Below are 16,531 nucleotides of genomic sequence, written 5' to 3'. Positions count from 1 at the left end.
ATCCCTGTCGCTGCGGGTCGGGTCAGTGCCCGGCGTCGGGCCAGAGCCCGGGCACCGGTCGGGGAGCCGACGGCTCCGGGACCGCGGCGACGCTGAGCATCGCCGCCAGGACGTCCGGGTCGGCCCGGACCTCGTGCACCGGCCGGTCGTAGACGACCCGGCCGTACTCCAGCACCGCGATCCGGTCCGCCACCTCGACGGCGTGCCGGAGCTGCTGTTCGACGAGCAGCACGGTCAGCCCGGTCCGGGCCAGCGTGCCGACGAGTTCCCGCACCCGGGCCGCCAGGTCCGGGGCGAGGCCCTCGCACGGTTCGTCCAGCAGGAGCAGCCGGGGCTGGCCGAGCAGGGCCCGGGCGATGGCCAGCATCTGCTGCTCGCCGCCGGACAACTGGTCGCCGCGGTGGCGCAGCCGGGATCCCAGCCGGGGCAGCAGCTCCAGGATCCGGGCCACCGTCCAGCCCTCGCCGCCGGGCGTCGCGGCCCGCCACGGCGCGGCCGCCAGGACCAGGTGCTCGGCCACGGTCAACCGGGAGAAGACCCGCCGGCCCTGCGGGACCAGGCCGACCCCGGACCGGGCGATCCGGTGCGGCTGCCGGCCGGCGACCTGCGCGCCGCCGATCTCGATCCGGCCGGCGTACGGCCGCACGAGGCCGGCCACGCTGTGCACCAGCGTGCTCTTGCCCGCGCCGTTGCGCCCCACCACCGCCTGGACGGTGCCGGCGCGCACGTCGAGGCTCACCTCGTGCAGCACGGTGCCGCCCGCGTAGCCGGCGCAGAGCCCGTCGATCCGCAGCATCAGGCCACCCCCTCGGCGTACGCCTCGCGGACCGGGCCGGAGGCGCGGATCTGGGCCGGCGTACCGGTGGCCAGGGTCCGGCCGTCGCGCAGCACGGTCACCGTGTCGCAGAGCGCGTACACCAGGTCCAGCCGGTGCTCGACCAGCAGCACCGCGACCGCGCGGGGCAGCGTCCGCAGGAACCCCATGAGCCACCCGACCTCGACGGTGGACAGCCCGGCGGCCGGCTCGTCGAGCAGCAGGAGCCGGGGCCGGCCGGCCAGCCCCATGGCGATCTCCACCTGCCGGCGCTGCCCGTGCGCCAGGTGCCCCGCGGGGATCCCGGCGATCCCGGTCAGGCCCACCCGCGCCAGCAGCGCGTCCGCCGTCCGCGCGGCCGCCCGCCGCCGCGCCGACGGGCGCCACCGGCCCGGCCGCACCGCCCGCGGCAGCGCGGCGACCAGCAGGTTCTCCCGCACGGTCAGGGTCGACCAGACGGCCGGGCGCTGGTGGATCCGGGCGACGCCCCGGCGGGCCCGGGCGGCCGGGCCCAGGCGGGTGACGTCCCGGCCGGCCAGCAGCACGCGGCCCCCGCCGGCCCGGGTGGACCCACCGAGCACGTCCAGCAACGTCGTCTTGCCGGCGCCGTTCGGCCCGATCAGCGCGTGCCGCTGGCCCGGCATGATCGACAGGTCGACGCCGTCCAGCGCGGCCAGCGACCCGTACCGGACGGTGATCCCGTGGGCGGACAGCAGCGGGGTCATGCGCGTGCTCCCGTCGGCGTCGGGCGGTCCGGTGCCGGACGGCGGGCCGGGACGGTCGGGAGCAGCCGGCCGCGTACGGCCGGCCGGCGCCCGCCGTCGGGGAGCAGGTAGACGGCGGCGACGAACGCCAGCCCCAGCACCAGGGGCGCCTGCCCGGGGAGCACGCCGAACAGCCAGTCCCGGGCGGCCATGACGAGCGCGGCGCCGACCAGCGCGCCGCCCACCGAGGCGGTGCCGCCGATCACCACGCCGAGCAGCAGCAGGGCGGAGGTGTCGAAACCGAAGTCGGCCGGGGAGACGAACTGCTGGGCCACCACGAGCAGGGAGCCCGCGGCGCCCGCGACCGCTCCGGCGGCGACGTGCACGCCGGCGACGTGGCCGGGCACCCGGTGGCCGCTGGCCCGCAGCCGCGCCTCGTCGTCGCGGCCGGCCCGCAGCAGCAGCCCGACCCGGGTACGCAGGACCAGCAGCACCACACCGACCAGCGCCGCGACGACTACCAGCGTGTAGAGGTAGCGCGCCCGGTCGGTGGCCAGCACCGGCAACCCCCACAGTGGACGGGAGGCCGCGACGCCGGCCAGCCCGTCGGTGCCGCCGGTCACCGACCGCCAGCGCCCCACAACCGCCACGGCGAGCTCGCCGACCGCCAGGGTGATCATCAGGAGCACCACGCCCAGCGCCGAGACCACCAGCGGCACGGTCACCGCGGCCAGCGCCGCCCCGGCCGCCGCCGCGACGGCCAGGTGCACCAGGCCGACGTCGGAGAGGTGGCTGCCGATGACCGCGCTGGCGTAGGCGCCCGCCGCGTAGGGTGCGGTCTGCCCGAGGGTGGGCAGCCCGGCGACGCCGGTGAGCAGCGCGACGCTCACCGCCACGAGGCCGAGCGCCAGGGTGCGGGCGAGCAGCGCGACCGTGTAGTCATCCACCGTCCACGGCGCCAGCACCAGCGCGGCCACCACCACCACGGCGACACCGCGGCGCAGCGCGCGGACCGCTCCCCGCCTCACGTCGCCCTCCGCACGGTGGCCAGCCCCCGCGCCCGCACGGCCAGCACCACCGCCATGGCGGCGAAGAGCAGGAACGGGGCGGCCGACGGGGCGAGCGCGACACCCAGGGTCTGGATCTGGCCGACGGCCAGGGCGGCGAGCAGGGTGCCGGTCATCGAGCCGAGGCCGCCGAGGACGACCACCACCAGGGACAGCAGCAGCACGGCGTCGGCGGTGTCCGGCCCGGGGCCGATGATCGGCGCGCCGAGCACCCCCGCGACGCCGGCCAGCGCCCCGGCGGCCGCCAGCACACCGACCCGGATCCGGGCCGGGCTCACCCCGAGGACGGCGACCATCTCGGCGTCGTCGACCGCCGCGCGGACCAGCATCCCGGCCCGGGTGCGGCGCACCACGAGGTGGAGCAGGCCGGCGAGCAGCGCCGCCACGACGATGAAGACCAGCCGGTACGCGGCATAGCGGTGACCGGCCACCGCCACCGACCCGTCGAGCGCGGCGGGGACGCGCACCGGCGGGTCGTCCGGCCCGAAGGCGCCCACGAGCAGGCTCCCGCCGGCCAGGGCCACCCCGAAGGTCAGCAGCGCCTGGGTGAGGTGGCTGCGGGCGGCGACGCGGGTGAGCAGCCCGGCGACCAGCGCGCCGGACGCGGTGGCGGCCACCACCCCGACGGCCAGCGCGAGCGCCAGGCTCGGCCAGCCGCCGTCCAGCAGCGCGGCCGCGGTGTAGCCGCCGATCGCGTAGAGAGTGCCGTGCGCCAGGTTCAGGATGCCGGCGACGCCGAAGCAGAGCACCAGCCCCGCGGCGGCGACGAAGACCAGCAGGCCGTAGGCGACCCCGTCGATGGCGGGAACGACGTACGGGTCGAACCGGATGCCGGCGGCCACCGCGGTCACCCGCCGACGGTGGCGAGGTCGCCCACCACGGTGTTGGACAGCGCCCGGCCGTCCTGGCGAACCTGGCGCAGGTACCACTTCTGCACCGGCGCGTGGGTGGCCGGCGAGAACTGCCAGGTGCCGCGCGGGCTCGCGATCTGGCCGAGCTGGCCGATGGCGGCGTTGACGCGTTCCGGCGTCGCGTCGTCCCCGGCCGCCGCGATGGCCCGGTCCAGCACGGCCGCCGCGTCGTAGGAGGCCATGGCGTACGTGGTCGGGGAGCCGTCGTGCTCGGCCTTCCAGGCGGCCACGAAGGCGCGGTTCTCCGCGTTGTCGAGGTCGGGCGAGTAGTTGAGCACGGAGTAGATGTCCCGGGCGGCCTCGCCCTGCGCGTTGAGCACCCCGCCCTCGGTCAGGAACCCGGCGGCGTAGAGCGGCAGGTCCTTCACCTCCGACTGGGCGTACTGCTTCACGAAGTCGACGGCCGCGCTGCCGGCGTAGAACGTGTAGACGGCGTCCGCGCCGGAGGCCTTGATCCGCGCGAAGTACGGGGTGAAGTTGGTGGTCGCCGGGAACGGGGTGAAGGTGGCCTTGCCGTCCGGGTTGGCCAGCTTGCCGCCGGCCTTGGCGAACGCCTCGGTGAAGCCGCGCAACTCGTCCCAGCCGCCCTGGTAGTCGGGACCGATGGCGTAGACGCTGCCCTTGACGTCGTCGCGCACGTGCTGGGCGATCGCCTCGCCCGGCTCGTCGGACAGGTAGGACGTGTGCCAGACCCGGGAGACGTCCTTCAGCTCGGGCCGGCCGTTGGAGCCGACGAACGGCACCTTCGTCTCGTTGAGCAGCGGGTAGACCGCGGCCACCGAGCCGCCGCCGACGACGCCGGTCAGCGCGACGACCCGGTCCTGCTTGAGCAGCTTCGTGGCGGCGGGCACTGCGGTCGCCGCGCCGTTGCCCTCGTCGGCGACCACGAGTTCCACCTCCCGGCCGCCGAGCTTGCCGTCGTGGCTGGACAGGTAGAGCTCGAAACCGTCGCGGATGTCCTTGCCGACCGCCTGGTAGGTGCCGGAGAGCGACGCCAGCAGGCCGATCTTGACGGGTGCGCCGGCGCCGGCGCCGCCCTCGTCGTGGGCGCACGCGGGCGTGGCGAGCAGGACGAGGGCGAGCAGCGCCGCGGTGCGGGCGCGGCCGCGCCGGGACATGGTGAGGGACATGTGTGCTCCTACGTGGGGGGTGGGGTTCCGGCGTGGGGGCGCCGGGGTCAGCGGCTGCGGCTCAGGGCCGCCCGGGCCGCCGGGGTCAGGGCGTCACCGATGCGGTTGGCCAGCTCGGTCATCTCGTAGGAGACCTTGCCGACGTCGCACTGCGGGTCGGCGAGCACGAGCAGCGAGGCGCCGTCGTTGAAGGCCATGGAGAACATGAAGCCGCCCTCGAGCTGGGTGACGTTGGAGATCACCGCGCCGGCGTCGAAGAAGGCCGCCGCGCCGCGGAGCAGGCTCACCAGCCCGCTGCCGGTGGCGGCCAGCTGGTCAGCCCGGTCGGGTGGGAGCCCTCGGGTGGCGGCCACCATCAGGCCGTCGCTGGAGATGGCGATGGCATGGCTGACCTCGGTCGCGCGCTCGGCGAAGGCGTCCAGCAGCCAGCCGAGATCCTGGTGGTCGGTCACGTGCACTCCCCTGTCGGGTCAGTTGTTGATCAGATTGGGCCGGCGGCCGGCGACCCCCCGGGCGTACGCGGCCATGGCGGTGGCCACCCGCGCCGGGTCGCGGTGCTCGGAGCGCTGCCGCGGCACCGTGACGCCGCCCGGCACCAGGTGCTGCTGCGGCTGCCGCTTGGGCAGGCCCGAGGTGGTGGTGCCGGCGACCTCGGGCGAGTCGGCCCGGGCCGCCGTACGCCAGGCGTCGTCGGCCGGGCTGGCCCACGGCGTACCGTTGCCGGCCCCCGGGCGGTCGGCCTGGAACCAGTGGTTGACCTGGTGGTAGATGACGAGTTCCTCGGCGGGCACGGTGCCGCGGTCCGGCGCGGCGGCGGGCTGGAAGACGGGCGCCACCGGCAGCACCTGGTCGGCCGGCGGGCTGCCGGCCCACGGCTCGGGCGCCGCCCGGTAGGGCGGCGCGACGGCGGTCCGCGCCGCCCGCCGGGACGGTCGGCCGGGGGTGAGCAGGAACTCCTCCGGGGGCAGCGGACGGATCATCGACCCCGGCAGCGCCACCTCGGCGATGGTGCCGCGGCGCGGGCCGGGGCGGAGCTGCACGGCCACGCCCAGCCGCGTGGCGAGTTGCCCCACCACGACCAGCCCCATCGCCCGCACCGCGGCAACGTCGATGGCGGGCGGCCGGACGAGCAGGTCGTTGAGCTGCTGCCGCCGCTGCGGGGACAGGCCCACGCCCTCGTCGCTGATCTGCACGATCACCCGGTCGCCCAGGCTGCGGCCGGTCACCCACGTGTCGGTGCCCGGCGGTGAGTAGCCGGTGGCGTTCTCCATGAGCTCGGCCAGCAGGTGCACGACCTCGTCGACGGACTCCGCGCCGACGGCGACGTCGCCGTCGACCAGGCCGAGTCGGATGCGGGCGTAGTGCTCGATCTGGCTCTGCGCCGCCTGGAGGACCTGTTGCAGCGGCACGTCGTGACGGCGTACCCGCCCGACGCCGACCCCGCCGAGCACCAGCAGGCTCGCGTTGATCCGCCCCATCCGGGTCGCCAGGTTGTCCAGCGTGTAGAGCTGGTGCAGCCGGTCCGGGTCGGTCTCGTCCCGCTCGACCTTGTCGACCTGGGCCAGCACCGCGTCGACGAGTCGTTGCTCGCGCCGGCTGAGGTGGATGAAGATCTCGGCGGTGTTGGCGCGCATCACCGCCTGTTCGGCCGCCGTCCGCACCGCCGCCCGGTGCACCGCCGTGAAGGCCTGCCCCACCTCGCCGATCTCGTCGTCGCTGGACGGCTCCAGCGCGTCGCCGGCCTGCCGCCGGGCCAGCTCGTCGGGGTCCACCGAGGAGCTGTCCGGGTGTTCGAGCCGCGCCACCACCTGGGGCAGCCGCTCGAACGCGACGGCGTTCGCCGCGTCCCGCAGCCGGCGCAGCCGCCGGGTGATCTGCCGGGCCACCGCCCAGGTGACCAGCGTGGTGAGCACCAGGGCCACCACGACGGCCACGGCCTCCATGACGGTGCGCCGCCGCTGGTCCTCGTGCGCGGTGCGGACGTCGCCGAGCACCACCGTGTCGACCCGCTGGCGCAGCTCGGCCAGGCGCACCGACCACTGCCGGGTGGCGGTGACCCAGGTGTCGAGGTCCAGCTCCAGCGGGCTGCCGGCGACGCTGCGGGACACCTGGTCCTGCATCCGTTGCAGCAGGAGCGCGCTCTCGCCGCTGGCGGCCTGCTCCCACCAGCCGCGCCAGGAGGGCCGGGCGAGCGCCAGGAAGGCGAGGCTCGACTCGGTGAAACCGGCCCGGGCGGCGGTGATGTCCTGCTGCATGGCGGGGGTCAGCTGGTCGGACGACACCGCGCGCAGGACGGCGACCTGCTGCTGGCCGATGGCCTCGGCCACCTGGGACAGCGCCGCGGAGGCCCGGATGCCGTCCGCGATCCGGGCGTTGACCACGCCGAGCGTGACGCTCCCGCGGAGGCTGAGCAGGTCGGCGATGGCGATCCGGTAGCTGAAGGTCATCGCCGACACCGAGGCGCGCTCCGCCGTGCGCACCTGGGCCCGCAGCGGCGGCAGGCCGGCGAGCGCCGCGTCGATCCGCGGCAGGACGGCCTGGTCGGCGGCGGAGCCGGCGGGCAGCTTCGCCCGCTGCCGGCGGTAGTGGGCGACGGCGGCGTCGGTGGCGGTGGTGGCGTCGGCGAAGGCGTCCTGCTGCTCGGGGGCGCCCCGGGTGAGCAGGTCGGCGGCGACGATGCGCTCGTTCTGCAGCCGGTGGGCCAGGTCGCCCGCCTCCGCGCCGAGCTGTGCCAGGAGGCCGAGGTCGCTGGCGCGGGTGGTCTGGCGGGCGCTCTCGGTCAGCGCCAGGCCGGCGAAGCCCAGCACGGCGACCAGCGGGGCCGCGACGATGAGGCGCATCCGGGCGGCAATCTTCCAGCCGCGGCGGCGGGTCGGGTAGGGTCGGGCCGCGTGGGACCTCGTGCTCGACGCCAAGGCTGACTCCCCGCACTCATCAACAACGGTCTATCTGCATTTGCGGATTGCACGTTTCATTGCGCCGGAAGCCGTGCGCCCAGACCAGACCTGACGGTGGTACAAACAGCCCGTACCAGCATCTGTACCCAGAGTTGGCAGCGCTGACGGTGCGTGACGACCCGCCCCTCCCGGGCGTCAGCGCCGGGAGGACGGCGAGGACGGCGGGCCGTCGGCCTCCGGCTGGCCGAGCACCTGACCGATCAGTTCCCGCAACTCGTCGATGGCCGCCACGACCGCCTCGGGATCGCGCGCGTCGCGCCGGGCCGGCGGCCCCGCCTCCAGCCGCGCCACCTCGCCGAACCGGGGCCCGCGGCGGCCGTCCGCGGCCAACTGCTCCGCCGCGACCTGGGGCCACAACGCCGCCAGCCGGCCACCCGTGCCGAGCACCTCGTCGCACCGGACGGCGAACTCCTGGCTGCCGAACCGGCGGCCGGACTCGACCGCGGCCACCGTCTCCCGGCTGAACCGCACCCGCTCCGCGAGCGCCCGCTGGGTCAGGCCCTGCCGCGTCCGCCAGCGACGCAGTTCCGCGCGGAAGCGATGGCTGGCGGCGGAGTGAGCGGCGCTCGACGGGGGCGTGCGATCCATGTGCTCACCTTCGCGACGCCGGATCGGCATCGACATGAGATCGGGGCGGGGTGATGACTGGGCATTCGCAGGGGACAATTCTTAACCCATTCACCGGCGGGTGTGAAGACATGACTCCGCTCCGTGACGGCGTCCGCAGGTCAGCGCCCGACACGGCGACGCGGGTCAGGCGGCCGGCCGCGCGACGGCGGGCACCGCCGTGTCGACCACCACGGGCAGGCCGCGGTGCGCGCGGAACGCCACGTTGGGCTGGTACGACCGGCGGTGCCCGGGCGCCGGCCGCAGACCGGGCACGGCCGCGGCGAGCCGGGTGAGCGCGATCCCGGCCTCCAGCCGCGCCAGAGCCGCGCCGATGCAGAAGTGCGGCCCGTGCCCGAACGAGAGGTGGTCGGTCCCGTCCGCCCGCTCCGGGTCGAACCGGTTCGGGTGCGCGAACACGGCCGGGTCCCGGTTCGCGGCGCCGATCAGCAGCAGGCAGCGCGCCCCGTCCGGGATGCTGACGCCGCCCACCGTGACCGGCCGGTTGGTCACCCGCAGCCAGCCGTCGATGGCGGGCGCGAAGCGCAGCGTCTCGGTGAGGAAGGCGGGCACCCGGTGCGGCTCGGCGGCGATCGCCCGCCACCGGTCGGGATCGGCGAGCGCCTGGTCCAGCGCGTGGGCGAGCAGCCCGGCCGTGGTCTCGTGCCCGGCCACCAGGAGGTTGAACACGATGCTCGACACCTCGGCGATCGTGAGCACCTCGTCGTCACCGTCCCGGTACGCGAGCAGCTGGTCGACGTAGCCGTCGCCGGGCCGGTCACTGTCGAGACGGTCGCGGACGAGTTCCTGGCAGTAGCGCCAGAACTCCAGCAGACCCTGGGCGAGCCGGACCTGTTCCGCCGGCTCCGGCCGCCCCCAGACCAGGGCGATCTGGCCGTCCGCCCAGGCCCGGACCCGGGCGATGTCCCGCTCCGGCACGCCGAGCAGGTCGAGCAGCACCAGCAGGGGCAGCTCGGTGGTGAACGCGGGGACGAGGTCGACCTGCTGGCCGGCGCGGGCGGCGAGGCGGGACACCAGCTCGTCGACGCGGCGCCGGACGATCGGGCCGTACCGCTGCTCGACCCGGTCGGCCGTGTTGGCGAAGGTGGCCCGCAGCGCCCGGCGGGTCCGCGGGTGCACCGGCGGGTCGGCGGCGGCCGTGGTGGGCGGAGCGTCGATCTGCATGATGACGGCCATCGCCTCCGGACAGACGTCGTAGACCGGCGCGAGGGTGAGGGCGTTGCGGAAGCTCTCCGTGTCGCTGAGCGCCCGGCGCACGTCGGCGTGCCGGGTGATCAGCCACAGCCCGAGGTCCTCGTCGTGGTGCACCCCGCCCGGGGAGTCGAGGAGCTCCCGCCACACCTGCGCCGGGTCGGCGAGATACGCGCCGGCGAACGGATTCCACCGCATGACCGCCTCCTGGAATGGCGACCCGGCGACCCCTCGGGTGCCGGCACCGTTCACGGTGCGCCCTTCGACGAATCAAGTCAAGATTTGTCGACATCAATGGGATTGCCTTGGGAATTGCGTTCCATCGGCGTTGCGAATTCCTTGCCGGCCTGCAAGTTGCGGCGTGCCGATTGCGCATCGACACCCGCGATGAGCAGCGCTAACGACCTTACCGAGGGAGGCGGAAAAAGGAAGCGGCCGGCTCCGGTCGCACATTAGCCGCCGGCCACGGAATCGGACCGTCAACGAGCGTCGCCGGACAGGAGCCGGCGCAGCAGCGCGACCAGCGTCGCGGCGTGGGTGCCGTCCGGATCCAGGTCCGGACGGAAGTCGGCGATGCTCGCGCCGAGCAGCCGGGGCGAGGCGAAAAGCGGCTCCAGCAGGTCGGCGAGCTGTCCGGTGGTCGGCCCGCCGGGTTCCGGGTAGCTCACGGCCGGCAGGGCCGCCGGGTCGAGGACGTCGCAGTCGAGGTGCAGCCAGACGCCGTCGTCGACGTCGGCGAGCAGGGCCGCGGCGCGCTCGCCGCACCGCCGCGGCGCGTCGACGACCGCCGGGGCGTCGATCCGCCGGATGCTGTCGGGCAGCCGGGCCACCTCCGCGGCGGCCTCCGGGTCGAGATCACGGGTCCGGTGGCCGATCAGCACCACGTCGGCGGGCGCGACGAGCGGCGCGGTCGACCCGGCCGGCGCGGTGAGCTGCTCGGGACCGGAGCCGGTGAGCAGGGCCAGGTCCATGTCGGCGGTCTCCCCCGTCGGCGAGGAGGCGCCGTCGAGGAAGTCGGGATGCCCGTCGACGAACCAGAGCCCGACCCGGCCCCGGTCCTGCCGCAGCCAGGGCAGGACGCCGAGCAGCAGGCTGCAGTCACCGCCCAGCACCAGCGGCCGGCGGCCGGCCCGGCCCCCGGCGGCGGCGTCGAGCGAGTCGGCCAGCACCCGCGCCGACCGGCTGGTCTGGCCCAGCGCGCGTACGCCGGTGGTGTCGTCCCGCCGGTCGTCGTCGATGACGATCGGCGCGTCCCCGGCGTCGTCGGGGACCAGGTCCGACAGCCCGGCCGCGCGCAGGGCGGCCGGGGCGAGCCGCTCACCCCGACCGAGGCCCGAGCAGTCCCACGGCGCCCCCACCAGATACCAGCCCCGCGCTGTCACGCCCCCATCGTGGCATCCATGGCCGTGGGCAGCGGCGGTATCGGCGGCCACCGCACCACCGGCCGCGTCGCCGGCCGGGCGGGCGGCGTGTGAGGATGCCGGGCATGCGTGCCGTGATCTTCGACGAGTTCGGTGCCCGGCCCGAGGTCCGCGAGGTCCCCGACCCGGTGGCGCCGCCCGACGGCGTGGTGGTCCGGGTCGAGGCGACCGGGTTGTGCCGCAGCGACTGGCACGGCTGGCAGGGGCACGACCCCGACATCCGCCCGCCGCACGTCCCCGGGCACGAGTTCGCCGGCGTCGTCGCGGCGGTCGGCGCGGACGTCCGCGGCTGGCGGCCCGGTGACCGGGTCACCGCACCCTTCGTCTGCGCCTGCGGGCGGTGTACCGCCTGCCTGGCGGGCGACCAGCAGGTCTGCGAGCGGCAGACGCAGCCCGGCTTCACCCACTGGGGCTCGTTCGCCGAGTACGTGGTGGTGCGGCACGCCGACGTCAACCTGGTCCGGCTCCCCGACGAACTGGACTACCCGACCGCGGCGGCGCTCGGCTGCCGCTTCGCCACGGCGTTCCGGGCCGTGGTCCAGCAGGGCCGGGTGGCGGCCGGCGAGTGGGTGGCGGTGCACGGCTGCGGCGGGGTGGGCCTGTCGGCCGTGATGATCGCGGCGGCCTGCGGCGCGCGGGTGGTGGCCGTCGACATCGCCCCCGGCGCGCTGGACCTCGCCCGGCGCTCCGGGGCGACGGTCTGCCTCGACGGCGGCGCGCTCACCGGGCCGGGCGCGGTGGCCGCGGCCGTCCGGGAGGCGACCGGCGGCGGGGCCCACCTCTCCCTCGACGCGCTGGGCAGTCACGCCACCTGCGTGGCGTCCGTCGAGAGCCTGCGCCGGCGCGGCCGGCACGTGCAGGTCGGCCTCCTCCCCGTCGCCCAGGGCCGCCCAGCGGTGCCCATGGAGCTGGTGATCGCGTACGAGCTGGAGCTGCGGGGCAGCCACGGCATGGCGGCGCACGCCTACCCCGAGCTGCTCCGGCTGGTCACGGCGGGGGTCCTGCGTCCCGGCGAGCTGATCACCCGCACCATCGGCCTCGACGAGGTGCCGGACGCGCTGACCGCGATGGACGGTCCCGCCGCCGGCGGCATGTGCATCGTCGTACCCCGCTGAACGCGCCGCGGACCGGCCCGCCCCCCGGAGGGCCGGACCGGTCCGCGGCCGTGCTCAGCTGACGGTGACCGAGACGGTCCTCGGCGGCTGCTGCAACTGCCCGTACGTGTCGACGCCCCGGATCGAGACCTTGTAGGTGCCCGCCGGGATCGCCGGCGAGGTGTACGCGAAGTTCGATCCCGGGGACCCCGGGCTGGTGAGGAAGGACGCGATCCACGGGAAGTTGCCCGGGGTGCCCGGGGTGCTGAACGTGCCGGCCGCGTTCATCCCCTGGCCCGCGCTGTTCGAGATCTGGATCTCCACGCGGAGCATCCCGACGTCGTCGACCGCCCGGCCGGTGACCACGATCCGGCCGCCGGTGTAGGCCTCGCCCTCCACCGGGGTGATGCTCGGCTCCAGCCGCGGGTCGAGGTCACCGGGGTAGACGAGGTACCGCGCCGTGGCGCCGGAGGTCGAGCCGTCCTGCTGGCCGGCCGTGTCGACGGCCCACGCCTCGACGCTGTACTCGCCCTTGGTCGGCAGGTCGATCGACAGGGTGAACGCGGTGCTCGTCGCGCCCGGCGCGGCCAGCGTGGCGTTCACCGTGGCGAAGGCGGCGGCCATGGTGCCGTTCGGCTGGACGTACCGGCCGGTGTCCAGGTCGCGCAGCGCCACCCGGACGCTCTGCACGCCCTTGTCGTCGGTCGCCGTGCCGGCCAGGTTGAGGTGCAGCTGGTCGACGTTCTGGTCGACACCGGTGAAGCTCAGCCGGCCGTCGGGGAACGCGTCGCCGGGCACCTGCGCGGTGACGCTGAGCCGGCCCTGGTTGCTGCCCGAGGTCGTCAGGCCCAGGCTGTCGGTGGCCCGTACCCGGAAGTCGTAGACGCCCGGGGTGAGCGGCACGGTGGTGAACGACCAGGCGTACGAGGCGGCGTTGAGGTTGGTCGGTGAGATCCGGTAGTAGGCCGCCACCGAGTCGGCGCCCCACGTGCCGTCGGCGGCCAGCGCCTCCCGCGTGGTGTTGTTGCGCAGGTAGATCTCGACCGACCGGACGGCGTCGTCGTCCTGGGCAGTGCCGGCGAAGGTGATGGTGCCGCCCGGCCCGACGGTGACCGGCGCGGCCGCGGTCGGCGGGGTCATCGGCACGGGCGCGGTGATGGCCACCGTGGGCGGGACACCGGTCGCCGAGACGGTCCAGTCCCGGGTGTCGCCGCGCAGGTCGCTCTGCCCGGTGGTGTCGATCGCCGTGGCGGTCATCTTCCACTGGCCCTCGATCGGCAGGGCCACCTCGAACTGCCAGGTGGTCGACAGCGCGCCGATCACGTCCGGCTCGCCGCGGAAGGTGTTGTAGACCGCGGCCACCGTCCCGTCGTCCTGCAGGTAGCGGTTGTCGGGGGTGCGGAACGAGTAGGTCAGCGCGCTGACGCCCTTGTCGTCGGTGGCGGTGCCGGTGGCGACGAAGGTCTTCGTGGCGAGCAGGCCGCCGGGCGGCGAGTCGATCCGCGTCGACGGCGGCAGGTCGTCGAACCGGAACGTCTCGATCTTCTTGACCGCCTTGGTGGGGTCGCTGGTGCTGTTGCGGCCGAACGTCTTGGCCTGGATCTGGTAGACGCCGGAAGGCAGCGACACCGGGAGCGTCCACGTGGTCGAGGTGGCGTTCAGCGCGGCGACCGTGGCGTTGATGCTGTTGGACGCGCCCCACGTCTTCAGGTCGTCCTGGAGGTACTGGCTGGTGTTCTTGTTCTGGATCTCGATCTGGACCCGGGTGACGCCGGCCGGGGCGAGCGCCTGGCCGCCCAGCGTGAACGGCTCGTTTGCCGGCTTCACGGCGCCCTCGATGGGGGTGACGATGGTGGTGTCGACCGCCGCCGGCGCCGGCACCGTGTTCAGGTCGAAGAAGCCGACCCGGCCGACGGTCTTGCCGCCCTTGACGTTGCCGTCGCCGCCGACGATCAGTCCGCGCGCGGTGGCCAGCATGGCCTTCTCGCCCTCGTACGAGTTGGAACCGGGGTTCCACTCCAGCGCCGTGCCGGTGGCCGGGTCGAGCGCGCCGAGGTGGTCGCGGCGGACCACCTGGTCACCGAGGCCGTAGCCGCTCAGGCCCTGGCCGGTGCCGTACCCGACGTTGTCCAGGCCCGGCCACGGGACGTTCGAGGTCGGCGACTCCTGCCAGCTGAAGTGGCCGCCGACGTACACCGCGGTGGCGGTGATGGCGACCGAGTAGACGCTGTCGAAGTGCCGCGACACCCAGAGCGGCTGGACGTTGTCGGCGCCGGTGAGCGGGTACGCGATGGCCGTGTCGTTGATCGGCGGGCGGTCGCCGCCCGAGCCGCTGGTGACGACGAAGTAGGAGTCGTCCGGCGCGATGTCACCGGCGAACACCCGCTGGATGCCGCCCACGAAGGAGAGGTTGTCCTCCCACAGCCGGGTACGCCACGGCAGCAGGGCCTTGGTGGCGGTGTTGATGAGCGCGACGCCGTAGCGGTCCTGGCCGGCGATCTGCCGGCCGGTGTGGACGACGAGCAGCTTGCTCCGGTCGTGAGTCAGCTTGAGCTGCTGGACGGTGAGCATGCCGCCGACGCCGATGCCGCCGGTGAGCGGCAGGTTGAAGGCGGTGTCGACCGCGCCCGTGGTCGGGTTGAGCGCGACCAGGCCGGGGCGGCTCACCCCGTTGACGGTGGCGAACTGGCCGCCCACGTAGACGGCGGTGCTGCTCACGGCCAGCGCGGTCGCGCGGGCGTTCGCGGTCGCGGTGAACGCGGCGATCGGCGCGCCGGTGGTCGGGTTGAGCTTCACGATCTTCCGCTTCGTGACGCCGCCGACCGTGTTGAAGGACCCCGCGACGTAGAGCGACGACCCGTCGGGCGACGCCTCGACGGCCTCGACGGACCCGTCGAACGTCGGCTTGAAGCCGGTGTCGACCTTCCCGGTGTCCAGGTTGTACGACGCCAGCGACTTCTGCGCGATGGTCGCCCCGCCGACGTTGGCGATCGAGGTGAAGGTGCCGGCGATGAAGACCCGGTTGCCGATCACCTCCAGGTCCTTGATCTCGCCGTTGGTGATCCGCGGCGTGTCGGTGCGCGGCGCCGTCGGCACCAGCCGGGTGTCCCCCGGCACCACCTGCGCGGCCGTGGCGACCGTGCGCGCCGCGCCGAGCGCGGCGCCGCCGCTCATCGCCGCCGTGCCGGTCCGCGCGGTGGTGGCCGCGCCCGTGGTGGTGAGCTTGGTCGCCACGGTGCCCGCGACCGCCGGTACGCCCATCACCACGACGGCCCCGGCGACCAGACCCGCAGCGGTGCGACTCCAGACCTGCATCCAGTCAACTCCCTGTGAACGCCCGGGACGGCACCACCGGGTCGGTCCCCGGCGACGTCCACCCGCCCGCGTGCCGGACGTCACCGTAGAAGGCAAGGTCTTTTCGCGGTACCGCGGCGCACCCGGATTCCACCGCACGGCATCAATTCCGGCCGCACCGGCGGGCCGCCCCACCTTCCGATACAGACCCGCTCCCCCGATCGGATGGCGGGGCCCTGCTCACGGGAGCCTCCGCCGCCTGATCGGCGGATCAACCGGCGGGATCGACGTGGTCGCGCCAGGAGTGCCGCGGCTCGTAGCCCAGCACCCGGCGGGCCTTGTCGATGCTCAGCAGGGTCTCGTGTTCGCCGAGCTCCCCGCGGATCTCGACGTCCGGGTAGACCTCGGCCATCAGGCCGGCGCTGGACCTGGTCATCACGGTGTCGGCGTTGGCGATGATGAAGACGTCGGCGCCGGGCTGGTCGTGGGCGAGCGCCCGCTCGACCGCCTGGGCGCCGTCGCGGGCGTCGATGTAGCCCCAGAGGTTCCAGCGGCGCAGCCCCGGGTCGGCCTGGAAGGCCGGGAATCCCGCATAGTCCTCGACGTCCATCACGTTGGAGAAGCGCAGGCCCACCATGACCAGGTCGGGGTCCCAGCGGCAGAAGTGCCGCGCCATCTCCTCCTCGAGGGCCTTGTTCAGCGAGTAGGTCGACTCCGGGCGCGGCGGGTACTCCTCGTCCACCGGCGCGTACGGCGGCGGGGTGTCGAACGGCAGGCCCAGCACGGTCTCGCTCGACGCCCACGCGACCCGCTTGATCCCGGCCGCCCGCGCGGCGGCGAAGACGTTGTACGTCGCGGCCGAGTTGTTCGCGAAGGTCACCGCGTTGGGCAGCAGCCCGGGCGCCGGGACCGCCGCCAGGTGCACCACTGCCCCGACACCGCCGGCGTGCTCGTCGGCGCCGCCGGTGAACGCCTCCAGCACCTGCCCGTAGTCGGTGAGGTCGACCAGGAGGAACTCGCCGTCGATGTCACGCGGGTCGCGCCCGCCGGCGCGGTCGACCGCGAGCACGTCGACGCCCGCCGCGCGCAGGTGCGCGACCACGGCGCGACCGAGCTTTCCGGCCGCGCCGGTGACGACGACCCGCCGGGGAACCACTGCTTCGAGTCCACTCATGGTCACATCCTCCCCCGTGCCGAGGTGCGGCATCCCGTGAGCACACGACGACACCGCATGCCTCGCCCACCACTGCCTCAATTCATCACCGAACTGCCGGAAATGCTCATTGCAAGCGTGTCCCGGGAAATCGCCCTCAGCCACTCT

Annotated in this window: 13 protein-coding genes; 1 reads left to right on the top strand and 12 read right to left on the bottom strand. The window is 74.7% G+C overall.

Annotated features, from left to right (window positions below):
- Positions 1–22 precede the first annotated feature (22 nt).
- The 10 genes from ACQP12_RS09555 to ACQP12_RS09510 all read right to left on the bottom strand — a co-directional run bounded on the left by ACQP12_RS09555 (position 23) and on the right by ACQP12_RS09510 (position 10,783).
- Positions 23–796 (bottom strand): ABC transporter ATP-binding protein, encoded by a 774-nt coding sequence (locus ACQP12_RS09555; protein WP_433286740.1) that lies wholly within the window; start codon positions 794–796, stop codon positions 23–25.
- Entirely contained in the window at positions 796–1,539 is a 744-nt protein-coding gene (locus ACQP12_RS09550; protein ID WP_433286738.1) for an ABC transporter ATP-binding protein, read from the bottom strand. Before ACQP12_RS09550 ends, ACQP12_RS09555 begins: the two co-directional genes overlap by 1 nt.
- The gene (locus tag ACQP12_RS09545) at positions 1,536–2,546 is read right to left on the bottom strand and encodes a branched-chain amino acid ABC transporter permease (RefSeq protein WP_433286736.1); all 1,011 of its coding nucleotides are present in this window, start codon (positions 2,544–2,546) and stop codon (positions 1,536–1,538) included. Before ACQP12_RS09545 ends, ACQP12_RS09550 begins: the two co-directional genes overlap by 4 nt.
- Positions 2,543–3,436, bottom strand: a complete 894-nt coding sequence (locus tag ACQP12_RS09540) for a branched-chain amino acid ABC transporter permease (protein WP_433286734.1) — start codon at positions 3,434–3,436, stop codon at positions 2,543–2,545. Before ACQP12_RS09540 ends, ACQP12_RS09545 begins: the two co-directional genes overlap by 4 nt.
- Positions 3,433–4,626 (bottom strand): ABC transporter substrate-binding protein, encoded by a 1,194-nt coding sequence (locus tag ACQP12_RS09535; protein ID WP_433286732.1) that lies wholly within the window; start codon positions 4,624–4,626, stop codon positions 3,433–3,435. Before ACQP12_RS09535 ends, ACQP12_RS09540 begins: the two co-directional genes overlap by 4 nt.
- A 47-nt stretch (positions 4,627–4,673) precedes the next feature.
- Complete coding sequence (locus tag ACQP12_RS09530; protein WP_121398599.1) at positions 4,674–5,078, bottom strand: roadblock/LC7 domain-containing protein; 405 nt, start codon at positions 5,076–5,078, stop codon at positions 4,674–4,676.
- An 18-nt stretch (positions 5,079–5,096) separates the two neighbouring features.
- Positions 5,097–7,466 (bottom strand): nitrate- and nitrite sensing domain-containing protein, encoded by a 2,370-nt coding sequence (locus tag ACQP12_RS09525; RefSeq protein ID WP_433286729.1) that lies wholly within the window; start codon positions 7,464–7,466, stop codon positions 5,097–5,099.
- A gap of 252 nt (positions 7,467–7,718) precedes the next feature.
- Positions 7,719–8,171, bottom strand: a complete 453-nt coding sequence (locus tag ACQP12_RS09520) for a helix-turn-helix transcriptional regulator (RefSeq protein WP_357942689.1) — start codon at positions 8,169–8,171, stop codon at positions 7,719–7,721.
- Between the two features lie 165 nt (positions 8,172–8,336).
- The gene (locus tag ACQP12_RS09515; RefSeq protein ID WP_433286726.1) at positions 8,337–9,599 is read right to left on the bottom strand and encodes a cytochrome P450; all 1,263 of its coding nucleotides are present in this window, start codon (positions 9,597–9,599) and stop codon (positions 8,337–8,339) included.
- A gap of 281 nt (positions 9,600–9,880) precedes the next feature.
- A complete protein-coding gene (locus ACQP12_RS09510) occupies positions 9,881–10,783 on the bottom strand; it encodes an arginase family protein (RefSeq protein WP_433286724.1) in 903 nt (300 codons plus the stop codon).
- A 104-nt stretch (positions 10,784–10,887) separates the two neighbouring features.
- On the opposite strand from ACQP12_RS09510, the gene ACQP12_RS09505 reads away from it, so the two are divergent.
- Entirely contained in the window at positions 10,888–11,937 is a 1,050-nt protein-coding gene (locus tag ACQP12_RS09505) for a zinc-dependent alcohol dehydrogenase family protein (protein ID WP_433286722.1), read from the top strand.
- A 54-nt stretch (positions 11,938–11,991) separates the two neighbouring features.
- Here the strand turns inward: ACQP12_RS09505 and ACQP12_RS09500 are convergent, their stop codons facing one another.
- Together ACQP12_RS09500 and ACQP12_RS09495 are read right to left on the bottom strand one after the other, a co-directional pair.
- The gene (locus tag ACQP12_RS09500; protein ID WP_433286720.1) at positions 11,992–15,231 is read right to left on the bottom strand and encodes an Ig-like domain-containing protein; all 3,240 of its coding nucleotides are present in this window, start codon (positions 15,229–15,231) and stop codon (positions 11,992–11,994) included.
- Between the two features lie 250 nt (positions 15,232–15,481).
- Positions 15,482–16,384, bottom strand: coding sequence for an NAD-dependent epimerase/dehydratase family protein (locus ACQP12_RS09495; RefSeq protein WP_433286717.1), 903 nt, complete (start codon positions 16,382–16,384; stop codon positions 15,482–15,484).
- Positions 16,385–16,531 lie beyond the last annotated feature (147 nt).

This window comes from Micromonospora sp. CA-244673 (assembly GCF_050948395.1).
GTDB lineage: Bacteria > Actinomycetota > Actinomycetes > Mycobacteriales > Micromonosporaceae > Micromonospora.
Note: the sequence above shows the minus strand (reverse complement) of the source record. Positions and strands in the feature narration are given on the sequence as shown.

Excerpts from the sequence above, each read along its gene's own strand:
- ACQP12_RS09555 (WP_433286740.1), bottom strand. The coding sequence starts at position 796 with ATGCTGCGGATCGACGGGCTCTGCGCCGGCTACGCGGGCGGCACCGTG.
- ACQP12_RS09550 (WP_433286738.1), bottom strand. The coding sequence starts at position 1,539 with ATGACCCCGCTGCTGTCCGCCCACGGGATCACCGTCCGGTACGGGTCG.
- ACQP12_RS09535 (WP_433286732.1), bottom strand. The coding sequence starts at position 4,626 with ATGTCCCTCACCATGTCCCGGCGCGGCCGCGCCCGCACCGCGGCGCTG.
- ACQP12_RS09525 (WP_433286729.1), bottom strand. The coding sequence starts at position 7,466 with ATGCGCCTCATCGTCGCGGCCCCGCTGGTCGCCGTGCTGGGCTTCGCC.
- ACQP12_RS09520 (WP_357942689.1), bottom strand. The coding sequence starts at position 8,171 with ATGGATCGCACGCCCCCGTCGAGCGCCGCTCACTCCGCCGCCAGCCAT.
- ACQP12_RS09515 (WP_433286726.1), bottom strand. The coding sequence starts at position 9,599 with ATGCGGTGGAATCCGTTCGCCGGCGCGTATCTCGCCGACCCGGCGCAG.
- ACQP12_RS09505 (WP_433286722.1), top strand. The coding sequence starts at position 10,888 with ATGCGTGCCGTGATCTTCGACGAGTTCGGTGCCCGGCCCGAGGTCCGC.
- ACQP12_RS09500 (WP_433286720.1), bottom strand. The coding sequence starts at position 15,231 with ATGCAGGTCTGGAGTCGCACCGCTGCGGGTCTGGTCGCCGGGGCCGTC.
- ACQP12_RS09495 (WP_433286717.1), bottom strand. The coding sequence starts at position 16,384 with ATGAGTGGACTCGAAGCAGTGGTTCCCCGGCGGGTCGTCGTCACCGGC.